This window comes from Rhodobium gokarnense (assembly GCF_025961475.1).
Lineage (GTDB): Bacteria > Pseudomonadota > Alphaproteobacteria > Rhizobiales > Rhodobiaceae > Rhodobium > Rhodobium gokarnense.
Genome location: NZ_JAOQNS010000004.1, coordinates 76,845 through 91,095 on the forward strand (window position 1 = coordinate 76,845; position 14,251 = coordinate 91,095).

Genomic DNA, 14,251 nt, shown 5'->3' on the forward strand with positions numbered 1-14,251 from the left:
TGGCCGGCGGCGCCCGGGTAGGGCGGCGCCGGGCGCCGGAGTGAACGGGACGATGCGGATTTGGCCGCTGCGTACGTCGGTTGAGGCATCCTGTGCGGGGCGCTCGCCCCGCCCTTCGGGAAGCGGCCAAATGCGCTTCCGCCCAGAACCGTCCGCGCATTTCGCGACCACGCACATCAAAGAAAGAATGACATGTTCGACAAGATCCTCCTGCCGATCGACCTCGATGAGGAGAGCTCCTGGCACAAGGCGCTGCCGGTTGCCGAGCTGCTCGCCGCCGACTACGGGGCCGAACTCAACGTCCTTGCCGTCATCCCGACCTTCAACATGTCGGTCGTCGGCTCCTACTTCCCGCAAGGCTACGAAAAGCAGGCGATGGCCGACGCCAAGGAGCGCCTGAAAGAGCTCCTGGAAGCCAAGTGCACGCGCGACGGCGTCAAGGTGAAGGGCCATGTCGCCCACGGCACCATCTACCAGGAGATCATCCAGGTCGCCGACGACCTCAGCTGCGACCTCATCGTCATCTCCAGCCACCGGCCGGAACTGAAGGACTACCTCCTCGGCCCGAACGCGGCGCGCGTCGTGCGCCACGCCGGCCAGTCCGTGTTCGTGGTGCGCAACTAGGCTCCCTTTCCGGGCCTGAGCCTCCCATCCGCAGAAAGGGCGTTCGAAGATGCGCTCGCGCCACCTGTTCGGCCGGCACACAAAGGCCGATCTTCCCGTCGCCGTTGCCGGCGAGGGGCCGTATCTGATCGACGCCGAGGGCCGGCGCTATCTCGATGCCTGCGGCGGGGCCGCCGTCTCCTGCCTCGGCCACGGGCCGAACCCGGTGACGGAGGCGGCAAAAGACCAGCTCGACCGGATGGCCTACGCCCATACCAGCTTCTTTACCTCCGAGCCGGCCGAGGAACTCGCCGACCGGCTGATCGCGCTCGCGCCCCAGGGCATCGAGCGGGTCTATTTCGTCTCCGGCGGCTCGGAGGCGACGGAAGCGGCCATGAAGCTGGCGCGGCAGTATTTCCTGGAGACCGGCGAGCCGGAGCGGCGGCACATCATCGCCCGCTGGCAGAGCTACCACGGCAATACGCTCGGCGCCCTTTCGGCCGGCGGCAACCGCTGGCGGCGCGGCCAGTTCGAGCCGCTGCTGTCGGGCGCCATGCACCATATCGACGCCTGCCACTACTGGCGCTTTGCCGAGGAGGGCGAGGGGCCGGAGGAATACGGCCTCAGGGTCGCCAACCAGCTTGAGGAAAAGATCCTGGCGCTTGGGCCGGAAACGGTCGCCGCCTTCATTGCCGAGCCGGTGGTCGGGGCGACCATGGGCGCTGTGCCCGCTGTTCCCGGCTACTTCCAGCGCATTCGCGAGATCTGCGACCAGTACGGCGTGCTCCTCATCCTTGACGAGGTGATGTGTGGCACCGGGCGCACGGGGACCCTCTTTGCCTCCGAGCAGGAGGGTATCTTCCCGGACATGGTGTGCATCGCCAAGGGCATCGGCGCCGGCATCCAGCCGCTCGGCGCGATGCTGTGTTCGGACAAGATCTTCGCTGCCGTGGAGGCCGGGTCCGGCTTCTTCCAGCACGGCCACACCTATATCGGCCATCCGGTGGCGACGCGGGCCGGGCTTGCCGTCCTCGACGAGTTCGAGAAGCACGATCTCCTGTCCAATGTCCGGGAGATGGGCAATCGGCTGATGACCGCGCTCATCGGCCGTTTCGGCAACCGCTCCCATGTCGGCGACATCCGCGGTCGCGGCCTCTTCCTCGGCCTGGAACTGGTCGACAACCGGATGACCAAGACGCCGTTCGACCCGAGCCTCAACCTCCATGCCCGGATCAAGAAGGCGGCGATGGCCGAGGGGCTGATGTGCTACCCGATGGGCGGCACCGTTGACGGCCTTCGCGGCGACCACATCCTCCTGGCGCCGCCCTATACGATCGGCGAGGAGCACGTGGAAGAGATCGTCGACAAGCTCGACCGGGCTCTCGAGGTGGCGTTCGAGCAGGTGGCGGCATGAGCGGTCCGGCCGTCGTCATGGCAGCGCCCAATGGCGCCCGGCGCCTGAAATCCGACCACCCGGCGCTGCCGGTGACGATTGCCGAGACGGCCGCGACGGCGCGGGCCTGCCTTGCCGCGGGCGCCCAGGCGATCCATTGCCATGTGCGCGATGCTGACGGGGGCCATGTGCTCGATGCCGGGCTCTATCGCGAGGCGATTGCCGAGATCACCCGGCTGACGGGCGGCCAGATGGCGATCCAGATCACCACAGAGGCCGTTGGCCGCTATCGGCCCGAAGAGCAGGCGGCGGTCGTGCGCGACGTGGGGCCCGATCTCGTCTCCGTTGCGCTCAGGGAAATGGCGCTTGCCGACGAGGCCGAGGCGCGGGCGTTTTACGCCTTTGCCGCGGAGGCCGGGATCGGCGTCCAGCATATCGTCTATGAGCCGGGCGAGGTGAGGGCGTTCGCCGATTGCGTTGCCGGCGACATCATCCCGTCCGCTGCGCGCCATGCCCTCCTTTTCGTGCTCGGGCGTTACAGCGCCAGTCTTGAATGTGATCCGACAAGCCTCGTCGGGTTCCTTGCAGCGCTCTCCGCCGCGGAACTGACAGACCGCACCGACTGGATGGTCTGCGCCTTCGGGCGCGGCGAGACGGCGGCGCTGACCGCGGCGCTGGCGCTCGGCGGCCACGCCCGGGTCGGCTTCGAAAACAGCCTCGTCCATGCGGACGGCTCGACCGCCATCGACAATGCCGACCGGGTCGGCGGAATCGCGGATGTGGTGACGGCGCTCTGCCGGGGCCGTGCGAGCAAGGGCCAGACGGCCACCGTTCTCGGCGCGGCGGCCGGCGCGAGTGCCTGACGGAACAGCCCCTTCAATCGTTTAAAATATCTGTTTTGCAATCGCTTATGGGCGTTTCCCTGCGATGCGCCGGGGCCGCCCGTTGCGGCATTGTGGCTATTTTTGAGAACGCTATTGCAAATCATTCGCAATTGGTGCAGAAACAAGCATGTGACCCGGCTGAATCACGGCCGCGGAGCCGCGCCTCCCGGTGCCCTATCCCGGTGCCACACTCCCGGCGCCCGTTGCCGATGGCACGACAACCACAGGAAGACAGAGCGATGACGCAAGCCACCGTGAATGCCACAGACCTCCGGACCAAGGTTGCCCGGCGCGACGCCGCGCGTGAAGCGGTCGGACGGCGCCAAGCCGCGGCGCGGGCCCGCCGCGCGGTGGCGACCTCGCTGGAAACCTCGACCCTGATCGGCTCGTCCTCGGCCGCCTGCCAGTTCCTGAAGCTGTTCTCCAACGAGACCCGGCTGCAGATCCTTGCCCTCCTTGCCGAGGGCGAGAAGGCCGTGCACGAGATGGAATCCCTGCTCGGCATCCGGCAGCCGGCGCTCTCCCAGCAGCTCGCCTATCTCCGCGCCGAGCGCATCGTCACGACGCGGCGCGAGGGCAAGTCGATCTACTACACGCTGACCAGCGGCCAGGCCCGTTCGGTGCTCGACGTCGTCTATCGGATGTTCTGCCAGGACGGCTGCCGGGAAACCAACTGCGCCATGCAGCGGGTGCGCCACGACGCCGATGCCTGAGCGTCGGGCCTCAATCTTGGGGCCTGATCCCCGGCACTGACGGTGCGACGTCGCAGGGCGCGTTGCCGCTCTGGACGGATTGCGGCTTTCCCTCCTACCATATGGGCTGAGTGGCCGCCTTGCGGCGGCCGCGTGCCGTTTCGGAGGAGGGAAGGATGCACTGTTTCTGTCGCGCCAAGCTGATCGCCCTTGTTGCCGTCATCGCCTGGCTGGCGATCGCCGCCGTCGGCGCGAAGGCCGCGGACGTGACGGAGGCCGATGCACGGGCGCTGCTCACCCGCTTCCTCGATCCGGCCGCCGACCGGGCCTCGCTGACGGGTGAACTGCAGCCGTTCACCGAGGACTATGCCGCCGCCTACAAGGAGCCGGTGGCGACGCGGCTTGAGCAGATCTACGCGAACCTCTGGGGCACCGGCGTTGCCATCGGTCCGAAGCCCGGCCAGACCGAGCTCCTCGTCACCTTTGCAACGACCGACCAGCTCATTGCCGGCGAGCCGGTGCTTGCCGAATTTCCCGGCGGCTACAAAGCGGTGCTGCCGCACCTGAAACCCGGCAACGCCATCGTCCGGTTCAAGTTCGTGGAGCCGGGCGAGACCATCGGCATGGCCTTCGATGGACTGATCCACGTCAACGGCCACTGGGTCTTGATCCCGAAGCCCTGGCTGGCGGCGGAGTAGATATTCAGCACGTCCTGGCGCAGTGCAGCTTTGCGAACGTTGGGGCTACGCCGAACCGCCGCATGGATTGCCGCGTCGGCCTAGCGGCCTCCTCGCAATGACATTGAAATATTTGAGGAATATCCTCCGTCATTGCGAGCGCAGCGAAGCAATCCAGGGCGGCATTCTCTGGGCGTGGACGTGATGCCGCTCAGGCAGACGCCATCGCTGCAAAGCCCGCTTCCAGATCCGCAATCAGGTCCGCCGGATCTTCCAGGCCGATATGGACACGGATCAGCGGGTTGGTGTCGTCATATCGGGTCGCCGTGCGGTTCGGGCCGGGCTTGGCGAGGATGGCGAGGCTCTCAAAGCCGCCCCAGGAATAGCCGAGGCCGAACAGTTCCAGCGTGTCGAGGAAGGCGGCAACGGCTTTGGCCGGAGTGGACGGCTGCAGCTCGAAGGCAAAGAGCCCGCAGGCGCCGGAAAAATCGCGCTTCCAGACGGCGTGGCCCGGATCGGTCTCCAGCGCCGGATGGCGCACGGCGACGACCTCGGGACGGCCCTGCAGCCAGCGCGCGATCGTCAGGGCGCTCGCCATATGCCTTTCCAGCCGGACGGCCATGGTCCTGAGGCCCCTGAGGGCCAGGTAGACGTCGTCCGGGCCGACATGCTGGCCGAGGGCGCGGTGGGTCGCCTTCAGGTCCGGGAAGGTCGCGTCGTTGGCCGAGACGGTGCCGAGCATCACGTCGGAATGGCCGACGATGTATTTGGTGCCGGCCTGGATGGAGAGGTCGATGCCGTTCTCAAGCGGCCGGTAGAAGAGGGGCGTCGCCCAGGTGTTGTCGATCGCGGTGCGGATGCCGCGGGCCTTGGCGACCTCCACGAAGGCCGGGAGGTCGACCATCTCGAAGGTGAGCGAGCCGGGGGCCTCCAGGAAGATCAGCCTGGTGTTGTCGCGAATGAGGTCGGCGATGCCGGCGCCGATCGCCGGATCGAAATAGGTCGTCTCGACGCCCATGCGCTTCAGCACTGTCTCGCAGACATTGCGGGTCGGCGCGTAGACCGTGTCGATCATCAAAAGGTGATCGTCGGCGCCGAGCATCGACAGGAGCGCCACGGAGATCGCCGCAAGGCCGGACGGGGCAAGGCAGGTGCCGGCCGCGCCCTCCAGATCGTTGAGGGCCGCCTCCAGCGCTTCCGACGTCGGCGTGCCCTGGCGCCCGTAGGTGTAGGGCTGGGTGCGGGTCTGCATCGCCTCCACGGAGTCATAGAGAACGGTCGAGGCGTGGATGACCGGCGGATTGACGAAGTAGCGGTTTTCACCGTGGTTGCGGCCGCTATGGGCGAGCACGGTGGCAGGACGGCGGTCATGGGTCGTTTTACGATCAGGCATTGTCGCTAGGTCTTGAGCTTGCCCCGGGACGGAAATCCGGGCCGGGCAGGTGGGGGAGGGATCGATGAAGCATTTTTGGTTTGTGCGCGCAACCCCTTGACCCGGGGTGCTAAATGGCCTGTGATGGCAACCGACGGACGGCGGTTCCGCCGGTGTGGTGGGGAGTTCTGAATGCGCTCTCCCGACGCGCCGTCGGCCAGCCGCGCGGCGGGTTCCTTTCCGCCCATCCGTGAAAAATCATAAACGAGGGTAACAGAAAAGGCTGCGAGTGATCATGACAATGAAAATTATGCCTTTGGTATTGGGTGCCGCCGTCGCGCTGGCCGCGACCGCCGCCAATGCCGGCACGCTTGACGACGTCAAGGCGAAGGGCTTCGTGCAGTGTGGCGTCAGCCAGGGCCTGCCGGGCTTTTCCAACCCGGACGACCAGGGCAACTGGACCGGCCTCGACGTCGACTATTGCCGGGCGCTGGCCGCGGCGATCTTCAACGATCCGGAAAAGGTGAAGTTCTCCCCGCTGTCGGCAAAGGAGCGCTTCACGGCCCTGCAGTCCGGCGAGATCGACGTCTTGCCGCGCAACACGACCTGGACGATGAGCCGCGACACGGCGCTCGGCCTCAACTTCGTCGGCGTCAACTATTATGACGGCCAGGGCTTCATGGTCCGCAAGTCGCTCGGCGTCGCCTCGGCGCTGGAGCTGTCGGGCGCCAATGTGTGCACCAATACCGGCACCACCACCGAGCTCAACGTCGCCGACTATTTCCGCTCCAAGGACATGCCGTACCAGATCGTCGCCTTCGAGAAGGCCGACGAGGTCGTGCAGGCCTATGATGCGGGCCGCTGCGACGTCTACACCACGGACGCCTCGGGCCTCTATGCCCAGCGCCTGAAGCTGACCAATCCGGACGAGCACATGGTGCTGCCGGAAATCATCTCCAAGGAGCCGCTCGGCCCGGTCGTGCGCCAGGGTGACGACGAGTGGTTCAACCTCGCCAAGTGGGTGCATTTCGCCACCATCAACGCCGAGGAACTGGGCGTCACCAGCGCCAATGTCGACGAGATGAAGAACAGCGAGACCCCGTCGATCAAGCGCCTGCTCGGCACCGAGGGCGAATACGGCAAGGCGATCGGGCTCGACAACGACTGGGCCTACAACGTCATCAAGCACGTGGGCAACTACGGCGAGATCTTCGAGCGCAATGTCGGTCCGTCGACCCAGCTCGGCATCGCCCGTGGCCTCAATGCCCTGTGGTCGAAGGGCGGCCTGCAATACGCGCCGCCGGTCCGCTAGGGATCCTCAAGAAGCAGCGTCCCGGCCCTTGCGGCCGGGGCGCCCGCGCTGCGGACGGACATATAAAAATCCTTCCAACCGCCGCAGCGAGCTCAATTGCACATGGGGTGCCCCGTCGGGGCGACGGGCGTGCCACGTCTGCGTGACGAGGCAAAGAGGGGACTATGGCCGTTGAAGACGCCCGTCCTGCACGGGCAACCGATCGCGCATCCTTGGTGAACGATCCCAAGGTTCGCGGTGCCGTCTACCAGATCCTGCTGGTTCTGGCGCTTGCCTGGTTGATCTGGGAAATCATCGACAACACCAGAACCAACCTCGAACAGCGCAACATGGCGACCGGCTGGGGGTTTCTGGACGAGACCGCCGGTTTCGGCATCATCCTGAACCTGGTCCAGTACTCGGAGGTCTCCAGCTACGGCCGGGCGCTTTTCGTCGGCTTTCTCAACACGCTGCTGGTCGCCGGCATCGGCGTCTTCTTCGCCACGGTGATCGGCTTCATCGTCGGCATCGCGCGGCTGTCGAAGAACTGGGTGATCTCGCGCATTGCCTATGTCTATATCGAGGTGCTGCGCAACATCCCGCTCCTCTTGCAGATCTTCTTCTGGTATTTCGCGGTGCTGCGTGCCGTTCCCGGAAAGCGGGAAATGGGCACCATCATTCCCGGGTTCCATCTCAACATTGCCGGCCTTCGTGGCCCGGCGCCGGTGTTCCAGGAGGGCTCGACCGCAACGGTGGTCGCGTTCATCCTCGCCGTCGCCCTGACAGTTGCCGTCAAGATCTGGGCCGGCAGGCGCCAGGCCGCGACCGGCGAGCAGTTTCCGGTGCTGTGGACGGCGATCGGGCTGATCGTCGGGCTGCCGCTGATTATCTTTCTCGCCACCGGCATGCCGATCAGCATCTCCTATCCGGAATTCAAGGAGACCGGGCCGATCCTGATGCGCGGCTTCCAGGAGGGCACCGGCTTCGTGCTGATCCCGGAATTCCTGTCGCTGCTGCTGGCGCTGTCGCTCTATACGGCGACCTTCATCGCCGAGATCGTCAGGGCCGGCATCCTCGCCGTCAGCCACGGCCAGACCGAGGCGTCCTACGCGCTCGGCCTGAGGCCGGGATCGACGCTGCGCCTGGTGATCATTCCCCAGGCGATGCGGGTGATCATCCCGCCGCTGACCAGCCAGTATCTGAACCTCACCAAGAATTCCTCACTGGCCGTCGCCATCGCCTATCCGGACCTCGTCTCGGTCGGCGGCACGGTGCTCAACCAGACCGGCCAGGCGATCGAGATCATCGCCATCTGGATGCTCGTCTATCTGACGATCTCGTTGCTGACCTCGGCCTTCATGAACTGGTACAACAAACGCATGGCGTTGGTGGAACGGTAGGTGACGGACATGACCATGACGCACGCCGACGAATCCACCAGCGAGGCCTATGTCCGCGACCACATGGTCGAGGCGTCGGCGCCGCCCGCCAACAGCGTCGGTGCCATCGGCTGGATGCGGGCCAATCTCTTCTCCAGCATTCCCAACACCATCCTGACGCTGCTCGGCGCCTACATCGTCTATCTGGTGGTGCCGCCGCTGATCGAGTTCGCCTTCGTCAATGCGGTCTGGGAGGGCGAGAACCGGGAAGCCTGCGCCCCGGTGAAGGACGGTGCCTGCTGGCCCTATGTGGAGGCCTATTTCTGGACCTTCATCTACGGCCGCTATCCCGATCCGGAGCGCTGGCGGGTCAATCTGACCTTCCTGATGTTCGCGATCGGCCTGGTGCCGCTCCTGGTGCCGCAGATGCCCTTCAAGCGCGAGGGCCTGCTCTATATGCTGGCCGTGTTCCCGGTCGCCGCGCTGATCCTGCTCTCCGGCGGCGATTTCACCTATGCCGGCTTCTTCCTGCCGATGCCGGAGGGCGAACTGCGGTTCTGGATCGAGTTCGGGTTGTTCGCCGCCGTCGTCACCGGGGCGATCTACCTGTTGACCCGTGAGGCCGGCGGCAACGCCAAAGGCACGGCCGTCAGCATCCTTGCCGGGTTCGGAGTGCTGGCGATCCTGTTCTTCGTGGCAAGCATCGATTTCGGCCTGGTGGAGGTGGAAACGCCGCGCTGGGGCGGCCTGCTCGTCACCCTCGTCATCGCCGTCACCGGCATTGCGGCGTCGTTGCCGATCGGCATCGCGCTCGCCCTCGGGCGGCGCTCCAACCTGCCGATCGTGCGGCTGATCTCGGTGATCTTCATCGAGTTCTGGCGCGGCGTGCCGCTGATCACCGTGCTCTTCATGTCGAGCGTGATGCTGCCGCTGTTCCTGCCGGAGGGGATCACCTTCGACAAGCTGCTCAGGGCGCTGATCGGCGTGGCGCTGTTCGCGTCGGCCTATATGGCGGAGGTGGTGCGCGGCGGCCTGCAGGCGATCGGCAAGGGGCAATATGAGGGCGCCATGGCGCTCGGGCTGAGATACTGGCAGATGATGTCGAAGATCATCCTGCCGCAGGCGCTGACGCTGGTCATTCCGGGCATCGTCAACACCTTCATCGGCCTCTTCAAGGACACGACCCTGGTGCTGATCATCGGTCTCTTCGACCTCCTGGGCATCATCCAGCTTTCCTACACCGACCCGAACTGGGCCTCGCCGACGCAGAGCCACACCGGCTATCTCGTCGCCGCGATGATCTTCTGGGTCTTCTGCTTCAGCATGAGCCGATACTCCATCTACATGGAGCGCCGTCTCGATACCGGGCACAAACGCTAGAGGACCGGCTTCAAGATCGATGCCCGGAACCGGCGACGGACGGGTGATGGTTCCGGGCAGAAATGCCTTGAAAACAGAAAAACAGGCTCGTTGCGCGGGACTCCGATCGACCGTGACATGCGCCGGCAAGATGGAAAACGACCAGGGCAATATGAACCTTTTGCGCGCTGGCGCATTTGAATGACTGAGGAGCATGCCATGAGCGAATCCACCGGCGCAGCCGTCGCCACTCCGGAGCCCGCGCGGCTCGCGATATCCGACGAGATCGCCATCGAGATGGTCGGCGTCAACAAGTGGTACGGGGATTTCCACGTGCTGAAGGACATCGACCTGACCGTCAAGCGCGGCGAGCGGATCGTCATCTGCGGCCCGTCCGGCTCCGGCAAGTCGACCATGATCCGCTGCATCAACCGGCTGGAGGAGCACCAGCGCGGCAACATCGTCGTCGACGGCATCGAGCTTACCGACGACCTCAAGCGGATCGACGAGATCCGCCGCGAGGTCGGCATGGTGTTCCAGCACTTCAACCTGTTCCCGCATCTGACGATCCTGGAGAACTGCACGCTGGCGCCGATCTGGGTGCGCAAGATGCCCAAGAAGGAAGCCGAGGACATCGCGATGCACTATCTGGAGCGCGTCAAGATTCCCGAGCAGGCGCTGAAATATCCCGGCCAGCTCTCCGGCGGCCAGCAGCAGCGCGTGGCGATCGCCCGCTCGCTGTGCATGAACCCGCGCATCATGCTGTTCGACGAGCCGACCTCGGCGCTCGATCCGGAAATGATCAAGGAAGTGCTCGACGTCATGGTGCAGCTCGCCGAGGACGGCATGACGATGCTGTGCGTCACCCACGAGATGGGCTTCGCCCGGCAGGTGGCGAACCGCGTCATCTTCATGGACTACGGCCAGATCATCGAGCAGAACGAGCCGGAACTGTTCTTCGACAACCCGCAACACGACCGCACCAAGCTGTTCCTCAGCCAGATTCTCCACTAGCGCCGCGGCCTGGCAGGGAGGCGCGGGTCCGCCCTGCCGCCGGCCCACGCGCCAAACAGGAAAGGACGGAATGCGGCGTCGGGTCCGCCCGGCGTTCAAACCTCCCAAATGCCACAAAGCTTTCAACTGTCAGGAAACGTCTCGAGCGTCGGCCGCACGCTCGATCTTCAAGTCACCCCCGGCGCCCGCTTCGGCGCCAAGATCGATATCGATCCCGGCGTTGCGGATGCCGCCGCCGTGACCGACCTCATCGGCACCTATCCGGAAGTCATCAAGGGGGCCGAAATCGATGTCGGCGGAAGCCTCCGGCTCGTGCTCGCCAACCCGACCACCACGAAGATCACCAAGCGGGTCGCCGACCCCTATGCGTGGCTTCTGGAGGCGGAAATCGAGTCGCCCGACGGACCGGCGGTCGCGCGCGGCAATTTCGAGGTCGTCCTGCAGCGCCGCTCCGAGCACGCGCCGGACGACGACGTCGACGACCTCGGCCCGCCGGTCGTGCGCAACTACATGCAGCGCATCTGGCGCATCTGGCTGATCCTCAACGGTGCCCCGCCGAGCAAGATCGAAGGCGTCCTGAGCGACTGACCCTTCTCACGTCTTCCCCTGCCAGCCTGATCGGCGCCGCTTGATGCATGTTGCGTATTTTCTGAAACACGCAACATGCGCCAGGTCTTTGTTTTGACGCGATTTCCTATCCGGAAGGCCTGTCGCCTTTTTGGGCAAGCGCGTCAGGCGGCGCCGCGCGCCGGTCCCCTGTCCTCGATCTCGCCGCCGGCGCTGGCCCATTCGGTCCACGAGCCGTCGAACAGCGCATGGTGCGGGTGGCCGATCACTTCCAGGGCAAGGTTGAGGACGGCGCCGTTGACGCCCGATCCGCAGGACGAGACGATCGGCCGGTGCAGGTCGACGCCGGCGGCGGCCAGCGCCGCGCGGATGCCGTCGGCGTCCTTCATCCGGCTGCCGTCCGCGGTGAGGAGTTCCGGCATCGGCAGGGAGATGCCGCCCGGCATGTGGCCGGAGGGCAGGCCCTCGCGGGGCTCCGGTTCCGTGCCGTTGAAGCGCGCCGCGGGGCGCAGGTCGACGACTTGTGCGCTGTTGCCGGCAAGGGCGTGCTGCACCTCGGAAAAGTCGCGCACGGCGCCATGGTCGAAGCGGGCGGTGAAGTGGCGCTCGGGGCGGTCGGGGATGTCGTCGCTGACCGGGCGCCCCTCGGCGCGCCAGGCGGCAAGGCCGCCGTCGAGGATGACGACGTCCTCGACGCCCATCAGCCGGAACGTCCACCAGACCCTTGCTGCGGAGAACATGCCGACGGCGTCGTAGACGACGATCCTCTGGCCGTCGCCGATTCCCATCTTTCGCATGGTGGAGGAAAACGCCTCCGGCCGCGGCAGCATGTGGGGCAGGGACGAGGTCGTGTCGGCGATGGCGTCGATGTCGAAGAAGACGGCACCGGGGATGTGCTCGGCGCGGTATTCGGCCGCCGCGTCGCGGCCGCTGGTCGGCAGGTACCAGGACGCGTCGACGATGACGACGTCGGGGGCGTCAAGGTGCCCGGCCAGCCAGTCGGTCGATACGATCCAGCGGGACCGGGCGTCGATCATGGAGGCGCTCACGGGTGTCTTCCTTCCGTTCAGATGTTCTCTTGTCCTGGGCGTCAGGTTTCAGGCGTCGGCGAAGCGGATGCGGACGCGGCGGTTCTGCTTGCCCTTCTTTTCGATCTTGGCGACGACCACCGCGCCGATCTCGCCGGTGGCGGCCACATGGGTGCCGCCGCAGGGCTGCAGGTCGGTCTTCTCGCCGATGCGCACCAGGCGCACGCGGCCGGAGCCGGAGGGCGGCTTGACGGCCATCGTCTTGACGAGGCCCGGATTGGCGTCCAGCTCCTCGTCGGTGATCCATTCGGTGGCGAGCGGCTCGTCGAGGGCAACGAGGCGGTTCAGTTCGGCCGTGATCTCGTCCTTGTCGAGGCCGGCCTCCGGGATGTCGAAGTCAAGACGTCCGTCATCGGCGCCGATAGAGCCGCCGGTGACGGGATAGGGCAGGACGGCGGAGAGGAGGTGCAGCGCCGAATGGATGCGCATGTGCCGGTAGCGCCGCTCCCAGTCGAGGTGGCAGACGATCTTTTCGCCCGGATCGGGCAGGGCGGCGCCTTCCGCGGGAACGTGGACGATCTCGCTCTTGTCGTCGCCATAGACCGTCGTCGCGATGGCGATGGTCGATCCGTCCTGGCGCTCCAGCCGGCCGCTGTCGCCGGGCTGGCCGCCGCCGGTGGGGTAGAAGACGGTGCGGTCGAGGATGATGCCGCCGCGGTCGTTGACGGCAACGACTGTCGCCTCGCAGGTCGCAAGGTAGCCGTCTTCGCGGAACAGCGGCTCGGTCTCATATGCCATCATCAGGCCTCCTCGATCTTTTCGAACGGCACCTCGACGCTCGGCGCGCGCTCCATCCAGTCCGGCACCGGCAGGTCCTTGGAGCGCAGGAAGTCCGGGTTGAACATCTTGGAGGCATAGCGCGTGCCGTAGTCGCACAGGACCGTCACGATGGTGTGGCCGGGGCCGAGCTCGCGCGCCAGCCGGATGGCGCCGGCGACGTTGACGCCGGACGATCCGCCGAGGCAGAGGCCTTCGTTCCTGAGGAGGTCGTAGACGATGGTTAGCGCTTCGGTGTCGTCGATCCGGAACGCGGTGTCGACGGGCGCGCCCTTCAGGTTCTCCGTCTCGCGGCCCTGGCCGATGCCTTCCGTGATGGACGAGCCCTCCGACTGGAACGCACCGGTCTTGAAGAAGGAGTAGATCGCCGAGCCCATCGGGTCCGCAACGCCAATCGTAATGTCCCTGTTGCGTTCCTTCAGCGCCATGGAGACGCCGGCGAGCGTGCCGCCGGTGCCGACGGCACAGATGAAGCCGTCGATCTTGCCGCCGGTCTGGCGCCAGATTTCCGGCCCGGTGCCGTCGATATGGGCCTGCCGGTTGGCGACGTTGTCGAACTGGTTCGCCCAGATCGCGCCGTTCGGATCGGTGGCGGCGAGCTTTTCGGCGATGCGGCCGGAAATCTTCACATAGTTGTTGGGGTTCTTGTACGGAACGGCCGGCACCTCGATCAGCTCGGCGCCGTACATCCTCAGCGTGTCCTTCTTCTCCGCCGTCTGGGTCTCCGGGATGACGATGACGGAGCGAAAGCCCATGGCGTTGGCGACGAGGGTCAGGCCGATACCCGTATTGCCGGCGGTTCCTTCGACGATGACGCCGCCGGGCTTCAAGCTGCCCTTGTCGATGGCGTCGCGCACGATGGAGAGCGCCGCGCGGTCCTTCACCGACTGGCCGGGATTGAGGAATTCGGCCTTGCCGAGGATCTCGCAGCCGGTCTCCTCGGAGGCGCGGTTGAGGCGGATCAGCGGCGTGTTGCCGATGGTGTCGATGACGGAGGCGTCGATGTTGGGCGTTTCGATGGCCATGCTGCTCGCTTGGTTGCTGCTCGTTTGATTGCGGGCGGGCGGTTGCCGTGCCGGGGCTCCCAGGACGGGTCCGAATTTAGAGGTATTTGCCGGCGGCGGGCAAGCGCGGCAGCCGCGCGCGCCGGTCCGG

Annotated in this window: 14 protein-coding genes; 10 read left to right on the forward strand and 4 right to left on the reverse strand. The window is 66.0% G+C overall.

Annotation, left to right across the window (positions count from 1 at the left end):
• Positions 1–192 precede the first annotated feature (192 nt).
• The 5 genes from M2319_RS08085 to M2319_RS08105 all read left to right on the forward strand — a co-directional run bounded on the left by M2319_RS08085 (position 193) and on the right by M2319_RS08105 (position 4,270).
• The gene (locus M2319_RS08085; protein ID WP_264600951.1) at positions 193–624 is read left to right on the forward strand and encodes a universal stress protein; all 432 of its coding nucleotides are present in this window, start codon (positions 193–195) and stop codon (positions 622–624) included.
• Positions 625–673: 49 nt separating this feature from the next.
• Positions 674–2,017, forward strand: a complete 1,344-nt coding sequence (locus M2319_RS08090) for an aspartate aminotransferase family protein (RefSeq protein WP_264600952.1) — start codon at positions 674–676, stop codon at positions 2,015–2,017.
• A complete protein-coding gene (locus M2319_RS08095; protein WP_264600953.1) occupies positions 2,014–2,859 on the forward strand; it encodes a BKACE family enzyme in 846 nt (281 codons plus the stop codon). The genes M2319_RS08090 and M2319_RS08095 overlap by 4 nt, the downstream gene beginning before the upstream one ends.
• 260 nt (positions 2,860–3,119) lie before the next feature.
• Complete coding sequence (locus M2319_RS08100; RefSeq protein ID WP_264600954.1) at positions 3,120–3,593, forward strand: ArsR/SmtB family transcription factor; 474 nt, start codon at positions 3,120–3,122, stop codon at positions 3,591–3,593.
• A 155-nt stretch (positions 3,594–3,748) separates the two neighbouring features.
• Positions 3,749–4,270, forward strand: a complete 522-nt coding sequence (locus tag M2319_RS08105) for a hypothetical protein (protein WP_264600955.1) — start codon at positions 3,749–3,751, stop codon at positions 4,268–4,270.
• Positions 4,271–4,460: 190 nt separating this feature from the next.
• Here M2319_RS08105 and metC read toward each other — a convergent pair whose 3' ends face one another.
• Positions 4,461–5,642 (reverse strand): cystathionine beta-lyase, encoded by a 1,182-nt coding sequence (gene metC / locus M2319_RS08110; protein WP_264600956.1) that lies wholly within the window; start codon positions 5,640–5,642, stop codon positions 4,461–4,463.
• Positions 5,643–5,916: 274 nt separating this feature from the next.
• Here metC and M2319_RS08115 point away from each other — a divergent pair, with 274 nt between their 5' ends.
• From M2319_RS08115 to M2319_RS08135, 5 genes are all read left to right on the forward strand, one after another.
• On the forward strand, positions 5,917–6,933 hold the full coding sequence (locus M2319_RS08115; protein ID WP_264600957.1) for an amino acid ABC transporter substrate-binding protein: 1,017 nt from the start codon (positions 5,917–5,919) through the stop codon (positions 6,931–6,933).
• A 164-nt stretch (positions 6,934–7,097) separates the two neighbouring features.
• On the forward strand, positions 7,098–8,312 hold the full coding sequence (locus tag M2319_RS08120) for an amino acid ABC transporter permease (protein ID WP_264600958.1): 1,215 nt from the start codon (positions 7,098–7,100) through the stop codon (positions 8,310–8,312).
• A gap of 9 nt (positions 8,313–8,321) precedes the next feature.
• Positions 8,322–9,671 (forward strand): amino acid ABC transporter permease, encoded by a 1,350-nt coding sequence (locus tag M2319_RS08125; RefSeq protein ID WP_264600959.1) that lies wholly within the window; start codon positions 8,322–8,324, stop codon positions 9,669–9,671.
• Between the two features lie 198 nt (positions 9,672–9,869).
• Entirely contained in the window at positions 9,870–10,664 is a 795-nt protein-coding gene (locus M2319_RS08130) for an amino acid ABC transporter ATP-binding protein (RefSeq protein WP_319801771.1), read from the forward strand.
• 108 nt (positions 10,665–10,772) lie between these two features.
• Positions 10,773–11,252 (forward strand): hypothetical protein, encoded by a 480-nt coding sequence (locus M2319_RS08135; protein ID WP_264600960.1) that lies wholly within the window; start codon positions 10,773–10,775, stop codon positions 11,250–11,252.
• Between the two features lie 143 nt (positions 11,253–11,395).
• Here M2319_RS08135 and sseA read toward each other — a convergent pair whose 3' ends face one another.
• The 3 genes from sseA to M2319_RS08150 are packed head-to-tail and all read right to left on the reverse strand — an operon-like array spanning position 11,396 to position 14,121.
• A complete protein-coding gene (gene sseA / locus M2319_RS08140; protein WP_264601260.1) occupies positions 11,396–12,268 on the reverse strand; it encodes a 3-mercaptopyruvate sulfurtransferase in 873 nt (290 codons plus the stop codon).
• 60 nt (positions 12,269–12,328) lie between these two features.
• Positions 12,329–13,057, reverse strand: coding sequence for an alanyl-tRNA editing protein (locus tag M2319_RS08145; protein ID WP_264600961.1), 729 nt, complete (start codon positions 13,055–13,057; stop codon positions 12,329–12,331).
• Between the two features lie 2 nt (positions 13,058–13,059).
• On the reverse strand, positions 13,060–14,121 hold the full coding sequence (locus M2319_RS08150; protein WP_264600962.1) for a cysteine synthase A: 1,062 nt from the start codon (positions 14,119–14,121) through the stop codon (positions 13,060–13,062).
• Positions 14,122–14,251 lie beyond the last annotated feature (130 nt).

What these genes read in the sequence shown, in the direction of transcription:
- M2319_RS08085 (WP_264600951.1), top strand. Translation starts at nt 193, where the DNA reads ATGTTCGACAAGATCCTCCTGCCGATCGACCTCGATGAGGAGAGCTCC.
- M2319_RS08090 (WP_264600952.1), top strand. Translation starts at nt 674, where the DNA reads ATGCGCTCGCGCCACCTGTTCGGCCGGCACACAAAGGCCGATCTTCCC.
- M2319_RS08095 (WP_264600953.1), top strand. Translation starts at nt 2,014, where the DNA reads ATGAGCGGTCCGGCCGTCGTCATGGCAGCGCCCAATGGCGCCCGGCGC.
- M2319_RS08100 (WP_264600954.1), top strand. Translation starts at nt 3,120, where the DNA reads ATGACGCAAGCCACCGTGAATGCCACAGACCTCCGGACCAAGGTTGCC.
- M2319_RS08105 (WP_264600955.1), top strand. Translation starts at nt 3,749, where the DNA reads ATGCACTGTTTCTGTCGCGCCAAGCTGATCGCCCTTGTTGCCGTCATC.
- metC (WP_264600956.1), bottom strand. Translation starts at nt 5,642, where the DNA reads ATGCCTGATCGTAAAACGACCCATGACCGCCGTCCTGCCACCGTGCTC.
- M2319_RS08115 (WP_264600957.1), top strand. Translation starts at nt 5,917, where the DNA reads ATGACAATGAAAATTATGCCTTTGGTATTGGGTGCCGCCGTCGCGCTG.
- M2319_RS08120 (WP_264600958.1), top strand. Translation starts at nt 7,098, where the DNA reads ATGGCCGTTGAAGACGCCCGTCCTGCACGGGCAACCGATCGCGCATCC.
- M2319_RS08125 (WP_264600959.1), top strand. Translation starts at nt 8,322, where the DNA reads ATGACCATGACGCACGCCGACGAATCCACCAGCGAGGCCTATGTCCGC.
- M2319_RS08130 (WP_319801771.1), top strand. Translation starts at nt 9,870, where the DNA reads ATGAGCGAATCCACCGGCGCAGCCGTCGCCACTCCGGAGCCCGCGCGG.
- M2319_RS08135 (WP_264600960.1), top strand. Translation starts at nt 10,773, where the DNA reads ATGCCACAAAGCTTTCAACTGTCAGGAAACGTCTCGAGCGTCGGCCGC.
- sseA (WP_264601260.1), bottom strand. Translation starts at nt 12,268, where the DNA reads ATGATCGACGCCCGGTCCCGCTGGATCGTATCGACCGACTGGCTGGCC.
- M2319_RS08145 (WP_264600961.1), bottom strand. Translation starts at nt 13,057, where the DNA reads ATGGCATATGAGACCGAGCCGCTGTTCCGCGAAGACGGCTACCTTGCG.
- M2319_RS08150 (WP_264600962.1), bottom strand. Translation starts at nt 14,121, where the DNA reads ATGGCCATCGAAACGCCCAACATCGACGCCTCCGTCATCGACACCATC.